The sequence below is a fragment of the Kitasatospora putterlickiae genome, assembly GCF_039527695.1.
Taxonomy (GTDB): Bacteria; Actinomycetota; Actinomycetes; order Streptomycetales; family Streptomycetaceae; genus Kitasatospora; species Kitasatospora putterlickiae.
Genome location: NZ_BAAAKJ010000394.1, coordinates 1 through 1,181, shown reverse-complemented (window position 1 = coordinate 1,181; position 1,181 = coordinate 1). Strand labels below are relative to the sequence as shown.

The window sequence follows — 1,181 nt, the reverse complement described above, 5'->3', positions numbered from 1 at the left end:
CGGCCAGGCCGGGGGTGCCGGTGCCGTTGTGGACGGTGACCCGGATCGGCGCGCCGTCGGCGCCGAGCGCCGCGGGCGGTGAGGGCGGGGACGGCGGCACGGTCGGGGTGGGCGGGGACGGCGTGGCGGTGGCGTCCTGCTGGTGGCCGGTGGCGTCCTGGCCGTCGATGGTCCGGTCGGCCTGCAGGGTCCGCCACAGGGTGTCGACCGCCGGGTGCACCAGGTCGATCCGCGGGCCGTTGTAACGCCAGGGCGTGGTCAGGAACTTGACCTCGTGCAGGTCGATGTCCTTGAGCGTCAGCGCGAAGTCCACCAGCTTGGCGGCCGAGTCGAGGCCGGGATCGACGGTCATCGACCGGGTGGCGGCGTCGGCCAGCGGCAGCAGTGTCGCGGGGTTCAGTCCCCTGCTCTTGATCCGGGACAGCAGTGAGGCCAGGAAGGCCTGCTGGCGCTTCATCCGTCCGACGTCCGAGTCGTCGCCGACGCCGTGCCGGAGCCGGACGTAGTCCAGCGCCTGCTGCCCGGAGACCCGCTGGCGGCCCTTGGCCAGCACCACCTTGCCCTTCCGGCCCAGGTTGGGGTTGATGTTCCCCTCGTGGACGGCGTTCGGCAGGCAGACGTCGACGCCGCCGACGGCGCCGGTCATCGCGGCGAAGCCGGCGAAGTTGACCTCGATGGTGTGGTCGATCCGGATGCCGGTGAGCCGCTCCACCGTGTTCTGCGTGCAGGCCGGGTTGCCGGCCTCCGAATTGCCCACCGAGAAGGCGGAGTTGAACATCTGTCCGGGCTGCTCCCGGGTCCAGGTGCCGTTCGGGAGCCTGCACCGGGGGACGGTCACCAGGGCGTCGCGCGGGATCGAGACGCCGACCGCGTGCCGGTGGTCGGCGTAGACGTGCAGCAGGATGGTGGTGTCGGAGCGGGCGCCGCCCTCGTCGCCGCCGCCGAGGTCGCTGTTCCTCCCGGCGCGCGAGTCGGAGCCGATCAGCAGCAGGTTGACGGGCCGGTGGCCGTGGGCGTCGGCGCTGGGTTCGGGCGGGCGGTCGGGCGCGATGGCGTCGGCGTCGAAGGACCGGAGGTTGCCGTTCAGCCGGTAGTAGACCGCGCCGCCGGCCCCGGCCAGGACCACCAGCACCCCGGCCACCGACCAGGCGATCAGCCGCCGGGCACCGCGCCGGCCGTCG

1 protein-coding gene is annotated in these 1,181 nt (G+C 73.6%); it reads right to left on the bottom strand.

Annotated elements, in window-relative coordinates; all coding sequences use genetic code 11:
• A partial coding sequence (locus tag ABD308_RS33920; protein ID WP_344343597.1) for an LCP family protein occupies window positions 1-1,181 on the bottom strand: 1,181 nt, incomplete at both ends.